15 protein-coding genes are annotated in these 17,472 nt (G+C 63.3%); 6 read left to right on the top strand and 9 right to left on the bottom strand.

Going from position 1 to position 17,472, the window contains the following annotated elements:
* The first annotated feature begins 114 nt into the window (after positions 1–114).
* The 4 genes from FJW06_RS04425 (at position 115) to FJW06_RS04410 (ending at position 4,097) form a co-directional block, all read left to right on the top strand.
* Entirely contained in the window at positions 115–1,338 is a 1,224-nt protein-coding gene (locus FJW06_RS04425) for an ROK family transcriptional regulator (protein WP_140748551.1), read from the top strand.
* A 1-nt stretch (position 1,339) separates the two neighbouring features.
* Positions 1,340–1,786 (top strand): RbsD/FucU domain-containing protein, encoded by a 447-nt coding sequence (locus tag FJW06_RS04420; RefSeq protein WP_071073975.1) that lies wholly within the window; start codon positions 1,340–1,342, stop codon positions 1,784–1,786.
* A complete protein-coding gene (locus tag FJW06_RS04415) occupies positions 1,783–2,706 on the top strand; it encodes a carbohydrate kinase (RefSeq protein WP_140748548.1) in 924 nt (307 codons plus the stop codon). Before FJW06_RS04420 ends, FJW06_RS04415 begins: the two co-directional genes overlap by 4 nt.
* A 248-nt stretch (positions 2,707–2,954) precedes the next feature.
* Complete coding sequence (locus FJW06_RS04410; protein WP_140748545.1) at positions 2,955–4,097, top strand: DegT/DnrJ/EryC1/StrS aminotransferase family protein; 1,143 nt, start codon at positions 2,955–2,957, stop codon at positions 4,095–4,097.
* A gap of 206 nt (positions 4,098–4,303) precedes the next feature.
* On the opposite strand, the gene cysQ is transcribed toward FJW06_RS04410, so the two are convergent.
* Genes cysQ through cysD form a run of 3 tightly spaced genes read right to left on the bottom strand, consistent with a single transcriptional unit; the run spans position 4,304 to position 7,942 of the window.
* Positions 4,304–5,086, bottom strand: a complete 783-nt coding sequence (gene cysQ / locus FJW06_RS04405) for a 3'(2'),5'-bisphosphate nucleotidase CysQ (RefSeq protein WP_181178146.1) — start codon at positions 5,084–5,086, stop codon at positions 4,304–4,306.
* Between the two features lie 10 nt (positions 5,087–5,096).
* A complete protein-coding gene (gene cysN / locus FJW06_RS04400) occupies positions 5,097–7,034 on the bottom strand; it encodes a sulfate adenylyltransferase subunit CysN (protein WP_181178134.1) in 1,938 nt (645 codons plus the stop codon).
* A gap of 2 nt (positions 7,035–7,036) precedes the next feature.
* A complete protein-coding gene (gene cysD / locus FJW06_RS04395; protein ID WP_246674520.1) occupies positions 7,037–7,942 on the bottom strand; it encodes a sulfate adenylyltransferase subunit CysD in 906 nt (301 codons plus the stop codon).
* Positions 7,943–8,396: 454 nt separating this feature from the next.
* On the opposite strand from cysD, the gene FJW06_RS04390 reads away from it, so the two are divergent.
* Both FJW06_RS04390 and FJW06_RS04385 read left to right on the top strand, forming a co-directional pair.
* A complete protein-coding gene (locus FJW06_RS04390) occupies positions 8,397–9,689 on the top strand; it encodes an O-antigen ligase family protein (RefSeq protein ID WP_246674519.1) in 1,293 nt (430 codons plus the stop codon).
* Entirely contained in the window at positions 9,686–10,627 is a 942-nt protein-coding gene (locus FJW06_RS04385) for an NAD-dependent epimerase/dehydratase family protein (RefSeq protein WP_140748530.1), read from the top strand. Before FJW06_RS04390 ends, FJW06_RS04385 begins: the two co-directional genes overlap by 4 nt.
* A 9-nt stretch (positions 10,628–10,636) precedes the next feature.
* Here FJW06_RS04385 and FJW06_RS04380 read toward each other — a convergent pair whose 3' ends face one another.
* The 6 genes from FJW06_RS04380 to FJW06_RS04355 all read right to left on the bottom strand — a co-directional run bounded on the left by FJW06_RS04380 (position 10,637) and on the right by FJW06_RS04355 (position 17,444).
* Complete coding sequence (locus FJW06_RS04380; protein ID WP_140748528.1) at positions 10,637–11,173, bottom strand: sugar transferase; 537 nt, start codon at positions 11,171–11,173, stop codon at positions 10,637–10,639.
* A 216-nt stretch (positions 11,174–11,389) separates the two neighbouring features.
* Positions 11,390–13,426 (bottom strand): nucleoside-diphosphate sugar epimerase/dehydratase, encoded by a 2,037-nt coding sequence (locus FJW06_RS04375; protein ID WP_181178133.1) that lies wholly within the window; start codon positions 13,424–13,426, stop codon positions 11,390–11,392.
* Between the two features lie 245 nt (positions 13,427–13,671).
* On the bottom strand, positions 13,672–14,790 hold the full coding sequence (locus tag FJW06_RS04370; protein WP_140748525.1) for a glycosyltransferase: 1,119 nt from the start codon (positions 14,788–14,790) through the stop codon (positions 13,672–13,674).
* Positions 14,787–15,911, bottom strand: a complete 1,125-nt coding sequence (locus FJW06_RS04365) for a glycosyltransferase family 1 protein (RefSeq protein WP_140748522.1) — start codon at positions 15,909–15,911, stop codon at positions 14,787–14,789. Before FJW06_RS04365 ends, FJW06_RS04370 begins: the two co-directional genes overlap by 4 nt.
* A 50-nt stretch (positions 15,912–15,961) precedes the next feature.
* Complete coding sequence (locus tag FJW06_RS04360; RefSeq protein WP_281404876.1) at positions 15,962–16,552, bottom strand: NeuD/PglB/VioB family sugar acetyltransferase; 591 nt, start codon at positions 16,550–16,552, stop codon at positions 15,962–15,964.
* Positions 16,553–16,655: 103 nt separating this feature from the next.
* Positions 16,656–17,444, bottom strand: coding sequence for a sulfotransferase family 2 domain-containing protein (locus FJW06_RS04355; protein ID WP_140748516.1), 789 nt, complete (start codon positions 17,442–17,444; stop codon positions 16,656–16,658).
* Positions 17,445–17,472: the final 28 nt, after the last annotated feature.

The raw sequence follows: 17,472 nt of genomic DNA, 5'->3' as shown, positions 1-17,472 counted from the left end.
CCAGTCCGCTACGGCTGTCAATAAATAAATCACTCTTATTTATTATTGACACTCTTGCGCTGTTCACCCATTCTGAACGAAAAGCCCCGAGGGGAAACAGACGGGAGGAAAAGGGTGGAGACCGGCATTGCGAGGCACGGTTCGCCCGAGGCTTTGGAAAGCCGGCTGCATCGCGGCACCAACCAGAGCGGCATGCGCGACCACAATGAGCGGCTCGTGCTGTCCTTGGTGCGTCAGCATGGGAGCCTGGCCAAATCCGACATCGCGCGCGTGACCGGCCTGTCGGCCCAGACCGTGTCGGTGATCATGCGCGAGCTCGAGGAAGACAAGCTGCTCGTGCGCCAGGCGCCGCTGCGCGGCAAGATCGGCCAGCCTTCGATCCCGATGGCGCTCAACCCGGAAGGCGCTTTCTTCATCGGCCTCAAGATCGGCCGCCGCTCGGCCGAGCTCGTGCTGATCGACTTCCTCGGCAATGTGCGCGGCATGCTGCAGCATTCCTACCGCTATCCGGCGCCGCGCGAGACCGTCGACTTCGTCACTGCCGGCATCAAGGCGATGCGAAGCGAGCTTACGCCGGCGCAGGACAAGCGCATTGCCGGGCTCGGCATCGCCATGCCGTTCGAGCTATGGAACTGGGCCGACACGGCCGGCGCGCCGCGCGAGATCATGGACGAATGGCGCCATCGCGACATCCGCGCCGACATCCAGGCGCAGTGCGAGTTCCCCGTCTACCTGCAGAACGATGCGACGTCGGCCTGCGGCGCGGAGCTCGTCTTCGGGCGGGCAGGCGGAGCGCGCGATTTCGTCTATTTCTACATCGGCGCTTTTGCCGGAGGCGGCATCGTGCTCAATGGCCGCCTCTATAGCGGGCCTAACGGCAACGCCGGCGCGCTGGGCTCGATGCCGGTGCCAGGGCCGGACGGCAAGCCGACGCAACTCATCGACGTCGCGTCGATCGCGATGCTGGAACGGGCGCTTTCCGCCAAGGGCATCGACGGCTCGTACCTTTGGACCTCGCCGCAGGAATGGGGCGACATCGGCGCCGAACTCGACGCGTGGATCGCCAGCGCCTCGCGTGCGCTTGCCTATGCCATCGTCTCGGCCTCGTCCGTCATCGATTTCGAGGCGGCGGTGATCGACGGCTGGATGCCGCTCGATGTGCGGCGCCGACTGGTCGATGCCGTGACGGAAGCGATTGCCACCATCGACGCCGAAGGGCTGAAGCTGCCTATCGTTCGCGAAGGAACGGTCGGCATCCACGCACGCGCCATGGGCGGCGCCAGCCTGCCGCTCTCCGAGCGCTTCCTGATCGGACCGAACACGTCCGGGGGCGCCTGACATGCTGATCGGCATCCCCTCGCTGCTAGGGCCCCAGTTCCTGGCGACGCTCAGGGCCATGGGGCATGGCGACGAGATCGCGATCGTCGACGGCAACTATCCGGCCGAGGAACAGGCGCGGCGGCTGATCCGCGCGGACGGCCACCAGGTGATTCCCGTCCTCGACGCCGTGCTCAGCGTGCTGCCGGTGGACGAGGCGGTGCCGGAGGCGTTGTTCCGTGCTTCGGTGAAGGGCGATCCGGCACTGGCCGACCCCGTGCATCGCGAGATGGAAGCGGTTTGCGCCAGGCGCGCGCCTGGGCACAAGGTGGTTGCGCTGGCCGGGCCTGACTTCTATGCACGCGTCAAGGCCGCGCACGCGATCGTGGCGACCAGCGAACCCAGGCTCTTTGCCAACATCATCATCCGCAAGGGCGTGATCCATCCGCCGGAGACCAAGACGACATGATCCTCTGCTGTGGCGAAGCCCTGATCGACATGCTGCCGCGCACGACCACGGAAGGCGAAGCGGCCTTCGTGCCCTATGTCGGCGGCGCGGTGTTCAACTCGGCGATCGCGCTCGGCCGGCTAGGCGCTCCGGCCGGCTTCTTCTCCGGCCTCTCCTCGGACCTGTTTGGCGGCCAGCTCCGCGAGGCGCTCGGCGCGAGCAAAGTGAGCTCCACCTATGCGCACACGTCGCCAAAGCCCACGACGCTCGCCTTCGTGCGGCTCACCGACGGCCAGGCGACTTACACCTTCTATGACGAGAACACCGCCGGACGCATGCTCACCATCGAGGACCTGCCGAAGCTTGGCGCCGAGATCGAGGCGATGCTGTTCGGTGCGATCAGCCTGATCTCCGAGCCGGCTGGGTCGGCCTATGAGGAGTTCATGCGGCGCGAGCACGACGCCCGGGTGATGATGCTCGACCCCAACATCCGGCCGAACTTCATCCCGGACAAGGCCAAGCATCTCAGGCGCATTCGCGAGATGATGGCGATGGCCGACATCGTGAAACTCTCGGACGAGGACCTGAAATGGTTCGACGAGGCCGGCTCCCATGAGGAGGTCGTACGCAACTGGTTGGATCGCGGACCGAAACTGATCGTCGTCACCCATGGCGGCGAAGGCGCCGTCGGCTACAGCAAGGCGCACAAGGTCATGGTCATGCCGCAGAAGGTGAAGGTCGTAGATACGGTCGGCGCCGGCGACACCTTCAATGCCGGCATCCTTGCGTCGCTGCACGAGCAGGGCCTGCTGACCAAGGCAGCGATCGGCAGCCTCTCCGACGACGCGATCCGCAAGGCGCTGGAGCTCGGCGCAAAGGCGGCGGCGGTGACAGTGTCGCGGGCCGGCGCCAACCCGCCCTGGCGGCACGAAATCGCCTGAGTGGTTGTCCGGATTGGCCGAAGGGCTTTTCCAAGCGATCACTTTATGTTTCCAAAAAAGGGAACGGCGCGATAAAAGGCGTTGAAAATGCTCGTTTTAACCCGATTTCCGCCTTCTTCGGGCAGTGCGCGGGCAAAAGGCGGTAACAGGCTGCGACACTTGCGCAATTGACCTTGCCACTGGCCGGCTTTCTCGTGCCGACCAAGTCTGATACCAGCGGGCCGGATTATTGGCATTTTGAGGCCGACATGCAGTTCATCGATCTTGGCGCGCAGCGCGAACGAATCCGCGACCGGCTGAAGGCCGCGATGGACAAGGTGGTCGAAGACGGCCGCTATATCCTCGGCCCCCAGGTCACCGAATTCGAGAACAATCTCGCGGCCTATATCGGCGTGAAGCATGTGGTCGCCTGCGCCAACGGCACCGATGCGCTGCTCCTGCCGCTGTTTGCCGCCGGTATCGGTCCGGGCGACGCGGTGTTCGTGCCGAGCTTCACCTTCGCCGCGACGGCCGAAGTGGTGGCGCTGGCCAAGGCCGAGCCGGTCTTCGTCGACGTCGACCGCGATACCTACAACATCGACATCGCCAGCCTCGAAGCGGCGATCGCGATGATCAAGAAGGAAGGAAGGCTGAAGCCGAAGGCGATCATTCCGGTCGACCTGTTCGGGCTTGCCGCCGACTACGACGCGATCATGGCGATCGCCAAGCGCGAGAACCTCCTGGTGATCGAGGATGCCGCGCAGTCGATGGGCGGTTCCGCCGACGGCACGATGTGCGGCGCTTTCGGTCATGTCGGCTCAACCAGTTTCTACCCCGCCAAGCCGCTTGGCTGCTACGGCGACGGCGGCGCGATGTTCACCAATGACGGCGCGCTGGCCGACAAGCTCCGTTCCTTCGCCTTCCACGGCAAGGGCGAGACGCAATACGACAATGTCCGCGTCGGCATCAATTCGCGCCTGGACACGCTGCAGGCGGCGATCCTGATCGAGAAGCTCGCGATCCTCGAAGACGAAATGGTGGCGCGCCAGGTCGTCGCCGACCGCTATGCAAAGGGTCTCGGCGATGTCGTCAAGGCGTCGCGCAATCTGGGTCACGGCCGCTCAGCCTGGGCGCAGTACGCGATCGAGACCCCGAAACGCGACGGGCTCAAGGCCCATCTCGGCGAAAAGGGCATTCCATCGGTGATCTATTACGTGAAGCCGCTGCACGAGCAGGTCGCCTACAAGCATTATCCGCGCACGCCGACCGGCCTTGCCGTCTCGGAAGAACTGCCGAAGCAGATCCTCTGCCTACCGATGCACGCTTATCTCAGCGAAGCCGACCAGGACCGCATCATCGAGACCATCCGCAATTACATCGGGTCGAACTCGGCGCATGTCGCGGCGGCTTGAAACAGCGCTTCGTCATCCTCGGGCTTGACCGGCTTGACCCGAGGATCCATGCTGTGACCTGCATCGGAAAGCGCTGCGGAGTAGAATTCTGTAACCGTTGCAACGCGTTAGCGTAACGGCATGGATCTTAGGGTCTGCGCGCGTCGCTTCGCTCCTCGCTCCGCGCTAGGATGACGAAGCATGGTTAGCGGCCAATCACCAAAACCCTAAGGCGCGCTCTTCCCGCGCGCGATGAAATGCGGGTTGGCGAAATCGCTGTCGCTGGCCTGGTTGCGCTTGCCGTAGACGAGCGGTCGGCCGTCCACCGTGCGCGTCATGCCGCCGGCGGCACGCAGCACTGCGTCGCCTGCCGCCGTGTCCCATTCCATGGTGCGGCCGAAGCGTGGATAGACATCCGCCTCCGCCGCGGCGAGCAGGCAGAATTTCAGCGATGAGCCGATCGAAACGATCTCCGCGGCGCCAAGATCGCGGATGAACTCCTCGGTCTCCGGCGTGTTGTGCGAGCGGCTGGCCACGACCGCGAGCGGCGTGCCGCTTTCGCGAACATTGATAGGCCGGCGTTCGGTGATGCAATAATCAGCATCGACCTCCAGCGCCTCGGCCTTGCCGGGCCGTCCGCTGAAGAAGCGCCCGGTGCACGGCGCGAAGACGACGCCGACTTCCGGCACACCATGGCGGACCAGTGCGATGTTGACGGTGAAATCGGTGCGGCGGTTCACGAATTCCTTGGTGCCGTCGAGCGGATCGATCAGGAAGAAGGCGCCGTCAAGGTCGGGCGTGGCGATGCCCGCCGCCACCTCTTCCTCGGCCACGCATGGGATGTCCGGATAGGCGGCGCGCAAGCCGGCCAGGATGATCTTCTCGCTTTCGCGATCGGCTTCCGTCACCGGCGAAGAGTCAGCTTTGCTGTCGACGGCGCCGCCTTCGCGGAAGACGCGCATCACCTCGCGCCCCGCCTCCAACGCCAGACGCTCGAAGACGCCCAGCATCGCCTCGTCGTCAGATGCCGCCGCCATTGTCATACTGCTCCTCGGCAATGTCGCGCTCGGTCAGCCAGTGTTCCAGGGCTTCCGCCATTTCCTGCGGGCTCCTGCCGAGGGTTTTGAGATGGATTTCCGGGTTTTCCGGCGCCTCATAGGGCGAATCGACGCCGGTGAAATTCTTGATCTCGCCGCTCAGGGCGCGCGCGTAAAGGCCCTTCGGGTCGCGGCGTGCGCATTCCTCGAACGGCGTGTCGACGAACACCTCGACGAACTCGCCCTCAGCCATCAGCTCGCGCGCCATGCGCCTTTCGGCGCTGAAGGGCGAGATAAACGAGACGATGACGATCAGCCCGGCGTCGGCCATCAACTTGGCCACCTCGGCGACGCGGCGGATGTTCTCCACGCGGTCGGCGTCGGTGAAGCCGAGATCGCGGTTCAAGCCATGGCGGACATTGTCGCCGTCGAGGATATAGGTGTGGCGCCCGGAGGCGAACAGCTTCTTCTCGAACAGGTTGGCGATGGTCGACTTGCCTGAACCGGAGAGCCCGGTGAACCAGAACACCGCCGGGCGCTGATTCTTCAGGTCGGAACGGCCGCGCTTGCCGACATCGAGCGACTGCCAGTGGATATTTTCGGCACGGCGCAGCGAATGCAGGATCATGCCGGCGCCGACGGTGGCGTTGGTGATGCGGTCGATCAGGATGAAGGCGCCGGTGGTGCGGTTCTCCGCGAAAGGATCGAAAGCAATGGGCGCGCGCGTCGAGAGATTGCAGACACCGACCTCGTTGATGTCGAGCGACTTCGCCGCCTCGTGCGCGAAATCATTGACGTTGACGCGGTATTTCAGGTCGGTGACAGTCGCGCTCACCTGGTCGGTTTCGGTTCGCAGAATATAGGAGCGGCCGGGCAGCAGCGCCTGCTCGTCGAACCAGACGATGTTGGCAGCGAACTGGTCGGCGACCTGGGGTCTAGCTGCCGGCGAAACCAGCAGGTTGCCTCGCGACACCTCGACCTCGTCCTCGAGCACGAGCGTGATCGCCTGGCCGGCGACCGCCTGCTCGAGGTCGCCGCCCTGCGCGACGATGCGCTTGACTCGGGATGCCTTGCCCGACTTGGCAACGACGACCTCTTCGCCTTGCGAAACGGTGCCCGAGGCGATGGTGCCGGCAAAGCCGCGGAAATCGAGGTTCGGCCGGTTGACATACTGGACCGGGAAGCGGAACGGCAGCTCGACGGCGGCCTCGTCGACCGACACGGTTTCCAGATGCTCGATCAGCGACGGCCCGGAATACCAGGGCGTGCGTTCCGAGCGGCTGGTGACGTTGTCGCCGAAGCGCGCCGACATCGGGATCGGCGCGACGCTCACAAAGCCCAGCTCCCGCGCGAACTCGGCGTAGTCGGCGACGATCCGGTCGAACACGATTTTGTCGAAGCCGACGAGGTCGATCTTGTTGACCGTAAGCACGATGTGCCGGATGCCGAGCAGCGAGGCGATGATCGAATGACGCCTGGTCTGGCGCAGCACGCCCTGGCGCGCATCGATCAGCACGATGGCGAGATCGGCTGTCGAGGCGCCCGTCGCCATGTTGCGCGTGTACTGCTCATGGCCGGGCGTGTCGGCGACGATGAACTTGCGCTTGGGCGTAGCGAAGAAACGATAGGCGACGTCGATGGTGATGCCCTGCTCGCGCTCCGCCTCCAGTCCGTCGACCAGGAGCGCGAAGTCGATGTCGTCGCCGGTGGTGCCGTGCTTGCGCGAATCCTTCTCGAGCGCGGCAAGCTGGTCCTCGAAGATCTGCTTGGTGTCGGAGAGCAGCCGGCCGATAAGCGTCGACTTGCCGTCGTCGACCGAGCCGCAGGTTAGGAAGCGCAGCAGCGACTTCTTTTCCTGCGCGGCCATGTAGTCGCGGATCGAATCGGTCGGGGCGAGGCTTTTGGCCATGATGTGGCGCATTATCAGAAATAACCCTCGCGCTTCTTCTTTTCCATCGAGCCGGCCTCGTCGCGGTCGATGAGGCGGCCCTGGCGCTCGGAGGTGCGGGCGGTCAGCATCTCGCCGACGATCGCCTCCAGCGTGTCGGCTTCCGATTCGATCGCGCCGGTCAGCGGATAGCAGCCCAATGTGCGGAAGCGCACCAAGCGGTTCTCGATCGTCTCGCCGAGGCGCAGTTGCATGCGGTCGTCATCCTTCATGATCAGCATGCCGTCGCGTTCAACCACCGGCCGCTCCTTGGCGAAATAGAGCGGCACGATCGGGATGTTCTCCTGCAGGATGTATTGCCAGATGTCGAGCTCGGTCCAGTTGGACAGCGGAAAGACGCGGATCGACTCGCCCGGCGCGATGCGGGTGTTGAATATCTTCCACATTTCCGGCCGCTGGTTCTTCGGGTCCCACGCATGCTGGGCGTTACGAAAGGAAAAGATGCGCTCCTTGGCGCGCGACTTCTCCTCGTCGCGACGGGCGCCGCCGAACGCCGCGTCGAAGCCGTATTTGTCGAGCGCCTGGCGCAGCGCCACGGTCTTCATCACATGGGTATGGGTGTTGGAGCCGTGGTCGAAGGGATTGATACCCTCGCGCACGCCATCCTCGTTGACATGGACCAAAAGGTCGAAGCCGAGCTTCTGCGCCATCTGATCGCGAAAGGCGATCATCTCGCGGAACTTCCAGGTGGTGTCGACATGCAGGAAGGGAAAAGGCGGCTTGGCAGGATAGAAGGCCTTCATCGCCAGGTGCATCAGCACGGAAGAATCCTTGCCGACCGAATAGAGCATCACCGGCTTGGAGAAAGACGCCGCGACCTCGCGGAAGACATGGATGGATTCGGCCTCGAGCCGCTGCAGATGCGTGAGCGCGATATTCATGGAGCGTCGAGCGTTCTCTCGTGCGGTCGAGGAAATCTTGCATTGCGGACGCATCCCATGACGCCCCGAGCGCAAATTTCACTTCGGACAAACTGTTTCGTGCGGGCGTTCTAACAGATCGGTGCCGCCGATAACAATGCAAGACCGGCGCGGCGCAAGGCCATTATAGAACGAATTTTCCAAGCATGGCCGGCAAAGCGGAAATTCCTGCCAGAGCTGTCGAAACGGGGAAGCGGGAAAGACGTCGCCTTCGAAGAATTCGGGGCTCCCGATGTTCGCCGGATCGGCGGTTTTCTGTCGGAACAGTGTCGACCGCACTATCGCAGGACGGAGCCAGCCGCTATACGGGCTCGGGGAACGGGCAAGGCGCGGCAAACGGAAATCGGCGAGACGGCCTCTGGCCGCCGGCTCCAAGGATATCCGGGCGCAACCTGAAAATTGCGAAGCAAGCATTTTGAACCCGTTTACAAAGCTCCGACGCCACCTCACCCCCTCACAGATCAATTTCTATTTCTCGATCATCTGCTTTTTTTCGCCGCCGGTGCTTGGATCGCTGGTCAGCATCACCTTCAACGCCGGCGGCGTGTGGTCCGTGCTGCTGCTCGCCACGAAGCGGCGACGCTTCAACATCGACGGGTCGATGCTCGCCTTGACCGCGGCGATCTACGCCTATTGCGCGGCCATGGTTCTCGCTTCGATCGTCAACGGCACGCTGGCCGCCGATCTGCGGTTTTTCCTGCCGCTGATCACCTTCCTGCTTTTCCCGATCTCCTATTCGACTTGGAGCATTACCGAGAAGACCGCGCTGGCACGCATCGCCATCCTGGCCAGCACCGCGGCGTGCTTCGGCGCGCTGGCGATCGCCGTATTCCAGTCTTATCGGCTCGGCGTGAGGGCCGAGGGCGGCGCCGGAAACCCGATCGTCTTCGCAACCGTTACTTGCCTTGCCGTCATGACATGCCTCGCCGGCGCCCTGTCGGGCATCGAGAAACGCTGGAAGCCGCTGGTCCTGGCGGCGATCGCCGGAGCCATGGCGATCGTCTATTCGGGATCACGCATGATCTGGGTGGCCGTGCCGATTGCCGGCATTGTCGTGCTTCTCGTCAATCGCCGCCGGTTCACCGGCGCCAGCGTGGCGCGCTTCGTGGCGATCGGCCTCGTGGTCGCCGTGGTGATCGCCGCCATCGGCTCTCGCGTCGTGTTGGATCGAACCGACTTCCTGGTCAGCGACTGGGACGCGCTGAACGCCAATGGCGACCATTCGACGGCGCTCGGCCTGCGCGTGGCGATGTGGGAAATCGGCTTTGCCGCGGTTCGCAAGATGCCGATTTTCGGCCATGGCATCTCGGCCAGCCGCGCGCTGATGAAGCAGGGTTTTCACGAGCAGTTCGGCCTAAGCGCGGGCTTCAGCCATTTTCACAACGGCTTCCTGACGGCGATGGTCGAGGCTGGCCTGCTGGGGGCACTGGCCCTGGCGTCGATTTTCATCGTCGCCGCATGGAACGCGGCAAGGACGTTGCGCCGCAGCGTCGATCCGGTGGAGCGGTTCGGCGCGACGATGATCCTCGTCGCGGTCATCACCTATCTCACCGCGGGAATGACCGGCATCCTCGTCGGCCACGATATCCTCGACGCGACGCTGATGGTGTTCCTGATTTCGGGAACCTACCTTGCGTCCGGGCGGACGGTAGCGCCGACCGGCAAAGCCTCGCCTGCGGTGGCGCTGGGCGCCAGCCGGCAACCATGAAGGTCTTGGTCACCGGCGCGACGGGCTTCGTCGGGCGCCGACTCGTCGGTCGATTGCGCGAAGCCCGATTTGACATACGGATCGCTTCGCGCCTGCCGCAACGGCTGGTAGGTGTGGACGCCGTCGCGCTGCCCGGCGCCGATGCGCCGCACGAAGCCTTCCTGGCGTTGATGCGCGACGTGACGCATGTCGTCCACTGCGCGGCGCTCAACAATGATCGCAGCGCCGGCGCGGCCGACTTCCGGACGGTCAATGCGACGCTGACCGGACGGCTCGCCCAGGCTGCCGCGGCGCGCACCGACGGGCGTTTCATCCATCTCTCCTCGATCCGCGCCGCGGTGGGCGCCGGTTTCAGCGGCACCATCGACGAAACCACGCTCCCTGCCCCGCAATGCGCCTACGGGCGCTCCAAGCGCGAAGGTGAGATCGCGATGCTGGAGGCTTTTGCAACGGCCGGACGCGATGGCGCGACGGCGCTGCGGCTGCCGCCGGTCTATGGCGAGGGCATGAAGGGAAATCTGCGCGCGCTGATGCGGCTGGCGGCCACAAGCCTGCCGTTGCCGACAGCCGCTCTGATGGCGGTTCGTTCGCTCGTCTCGCATGACGCCATGGCCGGCGCCGTGGCGCATCTTTTGACCCGTCCCGCACCGCCGCGCCAGATCTATGTGCTCAGCGACGCTTCGCCGGTTGCGATGGCCGAAATCATCACCGCGTTCCGGCGTGGGTACGGCCGGCAGGCCAGGCTGCTCCCCACGCCGGTCTGGCCGTTCCGGATCCTGGCAACGCTCGCCGGCAGACAGGCTGCGTGGCAGGCTTTGGCGGCGACACAGGTCTGCGATTCGTCATTGCTGGCCTCGGAAGGCTGGCAGCGGGAAACGGATACGCTCGGCCGGCTTGAGGAACTGGCACGACAGGGAAGCGGCCCGCCGCGTGCGTGAACGGTCAACCTATGCGCGGAAGAACGTGCCCAGCAATATCTTGAGGTCGAGGCCGGTCGAGGCGGCCTTGAGATAGGCCGCATCGGTTTCAGCGCAAAGTGTTGGATCGGACATGTCGATCCCCTTGATCTGCGCCAGCCCCGTGATGCCTGGAAGTGCTGCAAGCACGCCCAGTTCCTTGCGCCGTTCGATCAGTTCCGTCTGCGTCGGCAAGCACGGGCGCGGGCCGACAAGGCTCATCTCACCCTTGAGCACGTTCCAGAGTTGCGGCAATTCGTCGATCTTGGTTGCGCGCAGCACCTTGCCGACCGCGGTGACCGAACCGGCCGGCGCCTCGTGCGTGGGCAAGGACGGCGTTGTGCGATACATGGTGCGCAATTTGCGGCAGGCAAAGAGGGCTCCGCCCCGGCCGACGCGGATCTGCGAGAAGATGGCCGGGCCAGCCGACGTTGCCCGGATCGCCAGCATCGCGACAAGCAGGACGGGCGACGTCAGCGCCAGCATCGGAACAGCGACCGCAAGGTCGAGAGCGCGCTTCACCGTCATGGCTCAGATCCGGCGACGAAGGTCGCGCCATACATGATGCCCGTGAGAATGGTCACGCTGCTGATCTGGTAACGGTTCAGAACCATTCGGGCGTTCGAGCGAGCTTTAATGGCCAGCGGACGCATGGCGCAGGTCTAAAGCGCATAGCGCGCTTCAAGTCTTTGGTTTTATGCGTGTCTTTATCCCGGAACAGATTTCCACTTTCGGGAGACATGCTTAGCCGACCTGTCCGGCCGCTTTCAGCGCCGCCTCTTCGCGCAGGCCGCCAATGTCTTCGTCTTCTTCCGCCCTGTAGAGCCCGGCCAGGACGGTGAGCGCCGCGGCCTTGTCGCGATCGTGCATGGCGGCCACCAGCGCCGGCAGGGCCGCCTCGATCTTCGGCCATTCGACGACGCCTGTCCTGAGGCCGAAGATCTTGGCGATGTCGAGCTTGACCACCTCCTCGTTTTCCGCATGCAGCGTCTCGTGCAGCTTCTCGCCGGGCCTGATGCCGGTGAAGCGGATCGGAATATCGGTGTAGGGGCTTTTGCCGGCCATGCGGATCATGGTTTCGGCGACTTCGAGGATCGGCACGGGCTTGCCCATGTCGAGCATGTAGATGGCGTAGTCGTCCGCGCCCCGGCGCTGCTCGGCATCGGCGGCCGACATGATGACGAGATCGACGGCCTCGGTCACGGTCATGAAATAGCGGGTCATGCGCCGGTCGGTGATGGTGACTGGACCGCCGGCCTCGATCTGCGCCTGGAAGATGGTCGCCACCGAGCCGTTGGAGCCGAAGACATTGCCGAAGCGTACGGCGATGAATTTCGTGCCCGAATGACGTAAATCGGGCGTGCCGGCATGGCCGTTCGCCGCGCCGGCACGCGGCAGCAAGGCCGCCTGGGCCTCATGCAGCGAGGAGACGATCTGTTCGGCTGCCCGCTTGGTGACGCCCAGCACCGACGTCGGGTCGACGGCCTTGTCGCTGGAGATCAGCAGGAACTGCGGCACCCCGCATTCGGCGGCGATCTCGGCGCAGGCGAGCGTGCCGAAGACATTCGTCTCGATCGCCGCTTCCCAGTTCTCCTCGAGCAGCGGCACGTGCTTCAGCGCCGCGGCATGAAAGATGATGGCGGGTTTGAACTCGTTGACGAGGCGCGTCATGTGAGGCCGGTCGGTGACGTCGACGATGCGGCTGGTCAGCCGGCCGCGGTCGGCGTCGTCGGTCTGCTGATCGAGCTGGAAGATGCCGAACTCGGAATTGTCCGCCACCAGCACCGCCTCGGCGCCGAGCTCCAGCGCGCGCTTGACGAGCACGCGGCCGATCGAGCCGGCGCCGCCCGTGACCATCACGCGCTTGCCGCCGACGAAGGCGCCGATGCGCGCGGTGTCGGTGGCGACCGCCGAACGGCGCATGATGGTTTCCATCTCGACCGCATCGAGAACCAGCTTGCCGCCCTGCCCCAGCTCCGACAGGCCGGAAAACTGGACGACGCCGATGCCGCTGTGGCGGGCGACGCGCACCAGCTCGGCATAATCCTCGATTTCGCGCTCGACCCCCTGGCCGAAGATCAGGAGGTCGAGGCTTTGCGTGCCCTTGACATAGTCTTCCAGCACCTCGACCAGGCGAGGCCTGAGCGCCACGACCGGGACCCCTTGGATCTGGGTGCCGAGCGGCGCGTCGCTCTCGATGGCCATGATGCCGGCAATGGCGTATTCGGCGGGCGCGGTCGTGCGGGTGAAGCGCACGATCACGTCCGCCTCGCTCAGCCGGCCGATGAACAGCGCCTGCTTGGTCGAGGCATCGCCCGCGGTGCGGCGCAGGATGCGCCAGCTCGCGCCGTCGCGCAGGAAGCGATAATAGAGCCTGGGCGCCGAAATGATGGTGAAGGAGACCAGGAAGAAGACGATGAACTGGCGCTCGTTGAGGCCGGCGACCGGCTGAAAGAATAAGCGGAAGGCAAGCGAGGCCAGATAGAGGACCACCGTCAGGCTGCCGCAGCCCTTGAGGATGTTGAAGAAGTCGGGCGTGGAGGCAAAGCGCCAGACGGTGTTGTAGAGGCCGCTGGATCGGAACAGCAGATGGGCGACGAGCACGATGAGCGCCCAGCAGGCCAGCCCGCCGGAGGAGAAGGCGTCGAACGACAGCCGCGACTGCGACAGGATGAGGCTAAGCGCCAGCGCGACCAGGACCATGACGAGGTCCTGGATCATGATGATGGCGCGCCGCATCCTCGGTCGAAGTTCCGATACGGCTTCTACGTAGGCGGTCATTGGGTAGCACTGACTCCAGGCGCGGAGATACTATCAGAACGGCTCTGGACAAAACATCGTCCACCGCCACTTCAGATTGCAATCCCCGGCCCCGTCGCCCGGTTATCGCCTTAGCGCGGAGAGGACGGGAGAGCCAGAAGTTTTTTGCGGGAGCGCCGATCTGCCAAGTGCCATAAGCTCAGCGGGCCACAGTGCGACAATGGGCTCGTCATTGAGCCGGGCAGACGGGTGGTCGGCCATGGCGTTCAACCTTTGCGGTTCTCGAGCTGGCGGTAGAGTTCGGAATAGGATTTCCCCATCCTGTCGGCGGTGAACAGGCGAACGTAGCGCTCCCGCGCGGCTCGCCCCCACTTCGCCGCCTCGGTCGGTTGCTCGACCAGCCGGTTTATCGCCTCGGCAAGCTGTACCGGGTCCGATGGGGGCACGACCAGCCCGGTCTGGCCAGCCTCGTTGACATAGCTCGTGCCCGTGCCGATTTCGCAAGAAATCATCGGCTTGCCGCACATGGCCGCCTCTGCGAGCGAAAGACCGTAGGCCTCCGATCTCTGATTCGAAGGAAAGACAAAGCCGACGCAGTTGCGGAGCAGCGCCATCTTGCGCGGCTCGGCTATCTCGCCGAGGAAAATCACGTTGTCGCGGCCCAGCGTCTTTGCCTGTTGTTTAAGTTCCCGCTCGACCGGGCCCGAGCCGGCAATGACGATCTTGCACCGCGTCTTGCCGGCTGCACGGATCAGGACATCCAGCCCCTTGTAGTAGCGCAAGACGCCGACGAACAGCACGAAGGGCTCCGCGACCGTCGATCGGCACCAGGCGTCGTCGACCTCGCTTGGCGTCGGATAGGCGCCCTCGTCGATGCCGATGGGGATGACCTTCGATTTGGTCTTGAATGCCCTGAGAACGGGACTCGACTCGAGGTAGTTTGGCGATGTCGCCACGATCGCATCGACGTTCCTGAGGAAGCGCATCATCAAGGGCCGGTAGAAGGGCAGGATGAGCTGCTGTTTGACTATGTCTGAATGATAGGTAACTACAGTCGGCTTGCCGTGGCCGGATTGGAAATGGACGATATCCATGAACGGCCATGGGAAATGGTAGTGGACCAGGTCGGCCCCTGCGGCGAGCATACGGAACTTGCGAAAGGCTTCACGCGAAAATCCGGTCGACGCCAGCTCGAAATCGAGCCTCGCCTTGACGGCCATATGTCCGTCAAGGCGTCGGGTGTTTTCTTCCGGCTTGCGGCTCAACGAGAGCACCTGGGTTTCGACACCGTGCCGGGCCGTGCTCTCGGCGATGGCATGGATCGTCCGCTCTACCCCGCCGAAGGTATCCGGCCAGTAGGTTTTGAAGAAGTGCAGGACTTTCACGCGTCGGTCTTTCGTCTTTGCCGTATGGCCTCTTCGAATATCTGCAGCATGCCCTTGGCGTGATTTTCCCAAGTGAAGCGCCCGGCATTGCTGCGCGCGCCGGCGGCGATCCGGTTGCGGAACTCGGTGTCCGTACAGAGCCGGCCGAATGCCGCGGCGATCCCCGCCGGATCGTTCGGGTCGACAAGGGCGGCACTGTCTCCGGCGACTTCCGGCATCGACGACGTGTTCGACGTCAGCACCGGCTTGCCGAAGGAATGGGCCTCGACGATCGGAAAGCCGAATCCTTCATAGAGCGACGGCATCGCCAGGAACAGGCAATTCGCGTAAAGCGTGGCGAGCACGCCATCGTCGACGAAGCCGGTGAACTTGATGTTGGCCTCGAGCCCACCGACGCGCACGAGATCGGCCAGGCCCGTCTGTTTCCATCCCTTGGCGCCGACGATGACAAGATCGCAACCCGCGCGGGTGCCGGCCGGCAGCAGGCCATAGGCCTTTATCAGATTGGCGAGATTCTTCCGCGGCTCGAGCGTGCCGACAAAGAGCGCGTAGGGCTTGGTGATGCCCAGCGGCTCCAAGCTCGAAACATCGCCGGGGGCCGGCAGCGCAGCAGTACCTGGAAAGACCGTCCTGACCGGCGCTTTCGGCCACGGAAACTCAGCCGTCAACGCGCTTGCCGTGGCCGTCGAATCCGCGACGACGATGTCGGCCTTTCGCAAAGCGGGTTTCATCAGGAGGCGCTCGCCGATCCACGTGCGGGTTCGCATAGTTTCGGGCGCGTGCAACCAGACGAGATCGTGGATGGTGACAACACGGGCGATGCGGCCATCGAGAACGAAAGGCAGCCGATGGGACGGCCCCCAGAGAACTTCCACGCCGTCGCGCCGAGCCTGGGAGGGCAGCACCGACTGCCCCCAAAAGGTCCTGGCGAGAGGCCCCTTGAAGCCGGCAGACCGCACGGAAACACCAGACGGAATGTCATAGCTTTCGCTGACCACGTCCGGCGCGTAGAGCACCACATTGGTGCCCTGCGCCGCCAGAGCCTTGATCGCATTGTGGACGAACCGGCCGATGCCATCGGTGGCCGATCCGAGATTCCTGCCGTCGATGGCGATTTTCATAAACCGGGTCGTATTTCTCTGCTTAGTTCTAGCATCAGAAACATCCCCGTTCAGCTACGGACCAGGCGTGCGGGCGTTCCGATATACACACCAGGCACTTCAATGTCTCGGACAACTGTTGCGCCGGCGCCGACATTCACGTGGGAGCATATACTAATCCCATCGATTACCGTGGAGCCGGCGCCGACCATTACTTGGGCGCCGATATGGCAGCGTCCGGCCACCGTTGCGTTGATGGAAATATGCGCAAAATCGCCGACCACGCATTCATGATCAACGACGGCGCCGCTATTGATGATGGTGCCTTGGCCGATTTTTGCAAGCGGCCCCAGATGGGCTTGGTGGCCGATAAATGAACCTTGGCCGATTTCGCATTGCGCCCCTAGGGAGGCGGTTGGTGCCACAAGCGTTGCAAGAGGGAGACGGGCAGTGTCACATTGTATCCGTCGTCGTTGATTGTCACCCGAACCCGGAAATACGAACCAACCCGGCCGTGTGAGCTTCTCAGGCAGAGCCGTGACGGCAGGGAAGCCGGCAAATTCTTCACCTTCCCTTGCCTGCGCGTCGACAAAAGTTAATTCGTCAAAGCCCGCAGCCAATGCTATATCGCCTACGCTCCGAGCGTGCCCCCCAAACCCCATGATGAAAAGACCTTTTATCATGACGGTCGTGTGACGCTTTCGCGCTCGACAAAAACGTTGCCGGCAGGCTCATTTAGTAGTTCCGCGTCCGTTTCGGAGAAACTCAACGACCGCACCGGACAGTCCCTTTTATTCGTTCCGAAAAAATTTCGATTGCGAACCTATAAAGCTCCATGTCGTTTTGAAGCATGTCGGATAGGCGATCCGCGCCTTTTTTCGAGAGCGACAGCGGGCTCGTATCACTACGGTTCTCTAGCTGCGGCGCCACGTCGTAACTTTTAAATCCCAGTATGTGCTGCTGCAGTAGCCTAATGGAAAGATCGAACTCCTCAACGATCCCAAAGAACGCCATGCTCAAAAGATTATCCTTAGCCGAAGGCAGGAACTGCGGCGTTCCTGGTTGGTGGCTGGACAGCATTAGAGTTTGGACATCGCGCAATTCGGTCTCAAATCGCGCTCTCCGCCCGCTCACGAACTCCTCGAAACTGACTTTCTGCGCAAACTCGATGTCATCGATCTGCTCAGTGGTCATCACATTCCGCCACGGGTCATCCTTTGGAAAGTTCCGCGGATCGTGCCATGACTTGTATTGAGAATACGATCGCAAAACCGGGTGCCGCAAAAACGTGAGAAACAGCGCATGCGGCAAATAGCGGGCGATATCAACTAGACGAAAATGTCCCCAAAATAGCTTCTTGGAGGGATCCGAAATCTGGATAGCGTTGAAATCACCAAGAAACGGCGGCGCGATTTCACTTTTCAGAAAGTGGCCTTCGAGATAACGAATGAAGGACGTACCTGCTGTCTTGGGGATGTGGACGAAAGCCAGAGGAACCTCTAGGATCGAGAGTTCAACCGGAACGCTGCGCTGGAAACCCACACTTGTCATCATTAGCCTTCGATCGGATGATCAATTAAGC

This window comes from Mesorhizobium sp. B4-1-3, from assembly GCF_006439355.1.
In the GTDB taxonomy this organism is placed as follows: domain Bacteria; phylum Pseudomonadota; class Alphaproteobacteria; order Rhizobiales; family Rhizobiaceae; genus Mesorhizobium.
This window is presented reverse-complemented; position numbering and strand designations above follow the sequence as displayed.